This is a genomic window from Actinomadura montaniterrae, from assembly GCF_008923365.1.
Taxonomy (GTDB): domain Bacteria; phylum Actinomycetota; class Actinomycetes; order Streptosporangiales; family Streptosporangiaceae; genus Spirillospora; species Spirillospora montaniterrae.
In genome coordinates this window covers 12,312-17,685 of sequence record NZ_WBMR01000191.1, presented here as the reverse complement: position 1 = coordinate 17,685, position 5,374 = coordinate 12,312, and the positions used below count along the sequence as shown (strand labels likewise).

Here is a 5,374-nt window from a genome sequence, read left to right as displayed (position 1 = left end):
GCCGGCCGGGCGGGCACGCGCACCGCCGCCGACGCTGGGGCCCGCGCCGAGCGCGCCCTCACCGAGCTGGCGACCCGGCTCGGCGCCACCCTCGCCACCGTCGTCGCCGTCCTCGACCCCGCCCTGGTCGTGCTCACCGGCGACGTCCTGCGCGCCGGCGGCGAGCCGCTGCGCGCCCGCGTCCAGCAGCACCTGCACAGCCTGACGATCCCGCGCCCCGCGGTGCGGCTCAGCTCCCTGGAGGGCAACCCGGTCCTCGCCGGCGCGCTCCAGCAGGCGCTCCAGGAGACCCGCGACGAGGTGTTCTCCACCACCGTCCCCGACACGCCCCGTTCCTGACACGCGCCCATCGCTGACAGGCGCCCATCCCCCGCTCCCCCACAGCGGACGGCGGCACCGGCCGTCCCCTCCCCCGAAGGAGAACCGGAGTGCGCACATCGACAACGCGCCGGCTCGCCGCGGCGCTGGCCGCCGCCGGGCTCGGCCTCACGGCCTGCACGGCCGGCGGCAGCGGCGGCCAGTCCGGCGGCCCGAAGGCCGAGGAGAAGCAGACCATCGAGGTCTGGCACGGCTGGAGCGCCCCGCACGAGGTGAAGGCGTTCCAGGACGCCGTCGCGGGCTTCCACAAACTGCACCCCAACATCACCGTCAAGCTCGTCAAGGACCAGACCGACGACCGCATCACCAACGCGATCCGCGGCGGCAACCCGCCCGACGTGGTGTCGTCGTTCACCACCGACAGCGTCGGGCAGTGGTGCCAGAGCGGCGCGTGGCAGGACCTGTCCGGCGACATCGCCGGCTCCAAGCTCGACCTGAACCAGTTCCCCAAGCCCGTGCAGCAGTACACCCAGTACAAGGGCCGCCGGTGCGCGATGCCGCTGCTCGCCGACGCCTACGGGCTCTACTACAACAAGGCCCTGATGAAGGGCGAGCAGCCGCCGCGGACGTTCTCCGAGCTGACCGCGCTGGCCAAGAAGCTCACCGTCCGCAACCCCGACGGGACCATCAAGGTCGCCGGGTTCATGCCGTCCGCGCAGTACTACGAGCACCAGGTGCAGCACCTCGCCACCCAGTTCGGCGCGAAATGGCTCACCCCCGACGGGCACGCGGCCTTCGCCGCCGACCCCGCCGTCAAGGCGTACCTGCAGTGGGACAAGAGCCTCATCGACTGGTACGGCTACGACAACGTCAAGAAGTTCCTGCACTCGATGGGCCAGGAGTTCGAGTCGTCCAACCCGTTCGAGAAGGGCAAGGTCGCCATGGCCGTCGACGGCGAGTGGCGCACCAAGTTCATGCAGGAGGAGGCGCCGAAGGTCGACTACGGGACCGCGCCCGCGCCCGTCCCCGACGGGCAGGACGCCCGCTACGGCAGCGGCTTCGTCACCGGCACCGTCATCGGCATCCCGCGCGGCGCCGAGCACCGCGCCGCCGCGTGGGAGTTCATCAGGTACCTGACGACCGACACCGGCGCGCTCGTCACGTTCGCCAACGCGCTCGGGAACGTCCCCACGACGATCGCCTCGCTGTCCTCGCCGGGCCTCACGCTGCCGCCGCAGTTCAAGACGTTCCTCGACGTCTTCAAGAACCCGGCGAGCGCCACGACGCCGCCCACCCCGAACGGCAACGACTACGTCGTGAAGTTCCAGCAGTTCGTCCAGGACCAGTGGGAGCCCGGCAAGGCGGGCGACCTGGACAAGGCGCTGAAGGACCTCGACGGGAAGGTCGACGCGTCGCTGAAGCTGGCCGGGGGCTGACGCCGTGGCCTCCGGCTCGCTGCGCCTGCCGCTGCGGCGCGGCCGGCTCGGGACGGTGTCCCGGGCCGGCCGCCGCCGGCGGCTGCGGGTGCTGGCGTTCCTGTCGCCGTGGCTGGCCGGGTTCGGGCTGTTCTTCGCCTACCCGCTCGCCGCGACCGTCTACTTCTCCTTCACCCGCTACAACCTGTTCACGCTGAAGTACGTCGGGCTGGACAACTACCGGTACCTGCTGCACGACGGCGACGCGTGGACGGCGATGCGCAACACACTGTGGCTGGTGGCGGTGCTCGTCCCGCTGCGGGTGCTGTTCGGGCTCGGCGTCGCGCAGCTGCTCACCCGGATCAGGCGCGGCGGGAACCTGCTGCGCGCGGTGTTCTACGTCCCGTACCTGATCCCGCCGGTGTCGGCGACCGTGGCGTTCGTGTTCGTGCTGAACCCGGGCACCGGCCCGTTCCCGGTGATCGCCCGGCACCTGGGGTTCTCGCTGCCGGACTTCTTCAACGACGCCGCGTGGGCCAAGCCCGGCCTGTCGCTGCTCGGGCTGTGGGCGGTCGGCGACGTCATGATCATCCTGCTGGCGGCGCTGCTGAACGTGCCGCGCTCGCTGTACGAGGCGGCCGCGATCGACGGCGCCGGCGCCTGGGCGCGGTTCCGGCACATCACGCTGCCGACCGTCTCGCCCGTCCTGGCGTTCGCCGCCGTCACCGGCGTGATCGAGACGCTGCAGTACTTCACGCAGGCGATGGTCGCCGGGAAGGTCGCCGCCGGGCAGGCCGACCTGCCCGGCACCCAGTTCGCGCCGGGCTACCCCGGCGGGTCGACGCTGACGTTCCCGCAGTGGCTCTACGACGAGGGGTTCCGCCAGTTCAACATGGGTTACGCGTGCGTGCTCGCGCTGGTCATGTTCGTCATCGCGATGGCGTTCACGCTCCTGCTGCTGCGGCAGTTCCGCGCGTTCGCCGGAGAGGAGGCGCAGTGACCTCCCTTGTCCACGGACGGCGCGGCCGCCGCACCCTGATGTGGATCGCCACGCACGCCGCCGCGATCGTCCTGGCGGTGATGTTCCTGGCGCCGCTGGCGTTCATGTTCCTCACCGCCGTCATGAGCGACTCGCAGGCGCTCAGCACCTCGCTGTGGCCGAAGGAATGGCACTTCGAGAACTTCCGCCGCGCCTTCAGCGGCGACATGGTGCGGTGGACGGTCAACAGCACCGTGTACGCGGCGCTGTCGACGGCGCTGATGCTGCTGTCCAGCGTCCCGGTCGCCTACGCGCTGGCGCGCTTCCGGTTCCGCGGCCGCAACCTCGCGCTGGTCGTCGTCATCTCGGCGATGATGCTGCCGCCGCAGGTGACGATGGTGCCGCTATACATCGTGTGGTCCCGCTTCCACCTCACCGGGACGCTGTGGCCGCTGATCATCCCGCAGGCGTTCGGGGACGCCTTCTCCATCTTCCTGCTGCGCCAGTTCCTGGTGACGATCCCCCGCGAGTACGCCGACGCGGCGCGCGTCGACGGCTGCGGTGAACTGCGGACCATGCTGCGAGTCGTGCTGCCGATGGCCAAGCCCGCGCTCGCGGCCGTGGCGCTGTTCCAGTTCTTCTACTGCTGGAACGACTACTACGGGCCGCTGGTGTACGCCAAGCCGGAGAACTGGACGCTCGCGATCGGTGTCGCGACGTTCCGCGCCGCGCACCACGTCGAATGGAACCTCACGATGGCGGCGACGCTGCTGACCATCATGCCGGTGCTGGTGGTGTTCTTCCTCGCCCAGCGCGTGTTCATCCAGGGTGTGACGTTGACGGGAGTGAAGGGTTGAAGCTGACGGTCATCGGGGGCGGGTCCACCTACACCCCGGAGCTGGTCGACGGGATCGCCCGCGAGCGGGCCGCGCTGCCGGTGTCGGAGCTGGTCCTCGCCGACCCGGACGCACGGCGGCTGGAGCTTGTGGGCGGGCTCGCCGCGCGGATGCTCGCCCGCGCCGGGCACCCGGCGAAGGTCGTGACGACCGGAGACCTCGACGAGGCCGTGGACGGCGCCGCCGTCGTGCTGGTCCAGCTGCGCGTCGGCGGGCAGGCCGCCCGGCGCGTGGACGAGACGCTGCCGCTGGAGTGCGGCTGCGTCGGGCAGGAGACCACCGGGGCGGGCGGGCTCGCCAAGGCGCTGCGGACCGTCCCGGTCGTGCTGGACATCGCCGAGCGCGTCGCCGCCCGCGCCCCGGACGCGTGGATCATCGACTTCACCAACCCGGTCGGCATCGTCACCCGCGCGCTGCTGGACGCCGGGCACCGCGCCGTCGGCCTGTGCAACGTCGCCATCGGCGTGCAGCGCCGCGCCGCCGCGCTGCTGGACGCGGCGCCCGAGCGGATCGCGCTCGGCCACGCGGGTCTCAACCACCTGACCTGGGTGCGTTCGATCGCGCTGGACGGGCGCGACGTCCTGCCCGAGCTGCTGGAGCGGCACGCCGGCGAGCTGGCCGCCATGGCCGGGCTGCCCGAGCCGTTCGTCCGCAGGCTCGGCGCCGTCCCGTCGTACTACCTGCGCTACTTCTACGAGCACGACCGGGTCGTGCGCGAGCAGCGCGGCGCGCCGACGCGCGCGGAGGAGGTCGCCGCGCTGGAGCGCGACCTGCTCGCCATGTACGCCGACCCGGCACTGGACACCAAGCCCGCGCGGCTGGAGGAGCGCGGCGGCGCCTACTACTCCGAGGCCGCCGTGCAGCTCGCCGTGTCGCTGCTCACCGGCCGCGGCGACGTGCAGGTCGTCAACGTCCGCAACAACGGCGCGCTCCCGTTCCTGGACGACCGCGCGGTGGTCGAGGTGCCCGCGCGGATCACCTCGTCCGGGCCGGTCCCGCTGCCCGTCCCGCCGCTCGAACCGCTGTTCTCCGGACTGGTCGCGCACGTGTCCGGCTACGAGGAGCTGGCGCTGGACGCGGCGCTGCGCGGCGGCGTCGAGCGGGTCGCGGACGCGCTGCTGGCCCACCCGCTGGTCGGGCAGCTCGAGTTCGCCGACCGGCTCGCCCGCGACCTGGTCGCCGCGAACCGCGCCCACCTGCCGTGGGCCGCCTGATGGCGGCAGTGCCGGCGCGCCGCCGGCGCGGGGTGCTGGTCGCCGTCGACGGCGGCAACAGCAAGATCGACGCGGCCGTCGCCGGGACGGACGGGGAGCTGCTCGCGACCGCGCGCGGCGCCGGGTTCCGGCCGCAGGCCGCCGGGCTCGACGGCGCCGTGGACGCGCTCGCCGCCGTCATCGGCGCGGCGCTCGCCGAGGCGGGCGTACCGCCCGGCGACGTCGTCCACCTCGCCGCCTACATGGCCAACGTCGACCTGCCGGGCGAGGAGGAGCGCCTCGAAGGGCTACTGCTGGCCAGAGGAATCGCGCCGACCGCGGTCGTCGGCAACGACACGTTCGCGCTGCTGCGCAGCGCGGTCAGCGAAGGCTGGGGCGTCGCGGTCGTCTGCGGCGCCGGCATCAACTGCGCCGGCGTCGCCCCGGACGGCCGCACCGCCCGCTTTCCCTCGCTCGGCGAGCACACCGGCGACTGGCGCGGTCGCCGCCCACTTCGGCGTGGACCGTGCCATCGACGTCGGGCTCGGCATCCACCTCGGCGAGTTCGACGAG

5 protein-coding genes and 1 pseudogene are annotated in these 5,374 nt (G+C 72.7%); all 6 read left to right on the top strand.

All coding sequences use genetic code 11. The features are described 5' to 3' along the window. A partial coding sequence (locus tag F9B16_RS39335) for an ROK family protein (RefSeq protein ID WP_151545324.1) occupies positions 1-339 on the top strand: 339 nt, incomplete at its 5' end. Between the two features lie 89 nt (positions 340-428). Then, complete coding sequence (locus F9B16_RS39330; RefSeq protein WP_225992348.1) at positions 429-1,754, top strand: ABC transporter substrate-binding protein; 1,326 nt, start codon at positions 429-431, stop codon at positions 1,752-1,754. 4 nt (positions 1,755-1,758) lie between these two features. Further along, positions 1,759-2,733: a carbohydrate ABC transporter permease gene (locus tag F9B16_RS39325; protein WP_225992347.1), complete on the top strand. Its 975-nt coding sequence runs from the start codon at positions 1,759-1,761 to the stop codon at positions 2,731-2,733. Then, on the top strand, positions 2,730-3,569 hold the full coding sequence (locus F9B16_RS39320; protein ID WP_225992346.1) for a carbohydrate ABC transporter permease: 840 nt from the start codon (positions 2,730-2,732) through the stop codon (positions 3,567-3,569). The genes F9B16_RS39325 and F9B16_RS39320 overlap by 4 nt, the downstream gene beginning before the upstream one ends. Next, entirely contained in the window at positions 3,566-4,822 is a 1,257-nt protein-coding gene (locus F9B16_RS39315) for a 6-phospho-beta-glucosidase (protein ID WP_151545323.1), read from the top strand. Before F9B16_RS39320 ends, F9B16_RS39315 begins: the two co-directional genes overlap by 4 nt. After that, positions 4,822-5,374 (top strand): annotated as a pseudogene (locus F9B16_RS53120) (hypothetical protein); the annotation flags it as partial. The gene F9B16_RS39315 and the pseudogene F9B16_RS53120, both read left to right, overlap by 1 nt.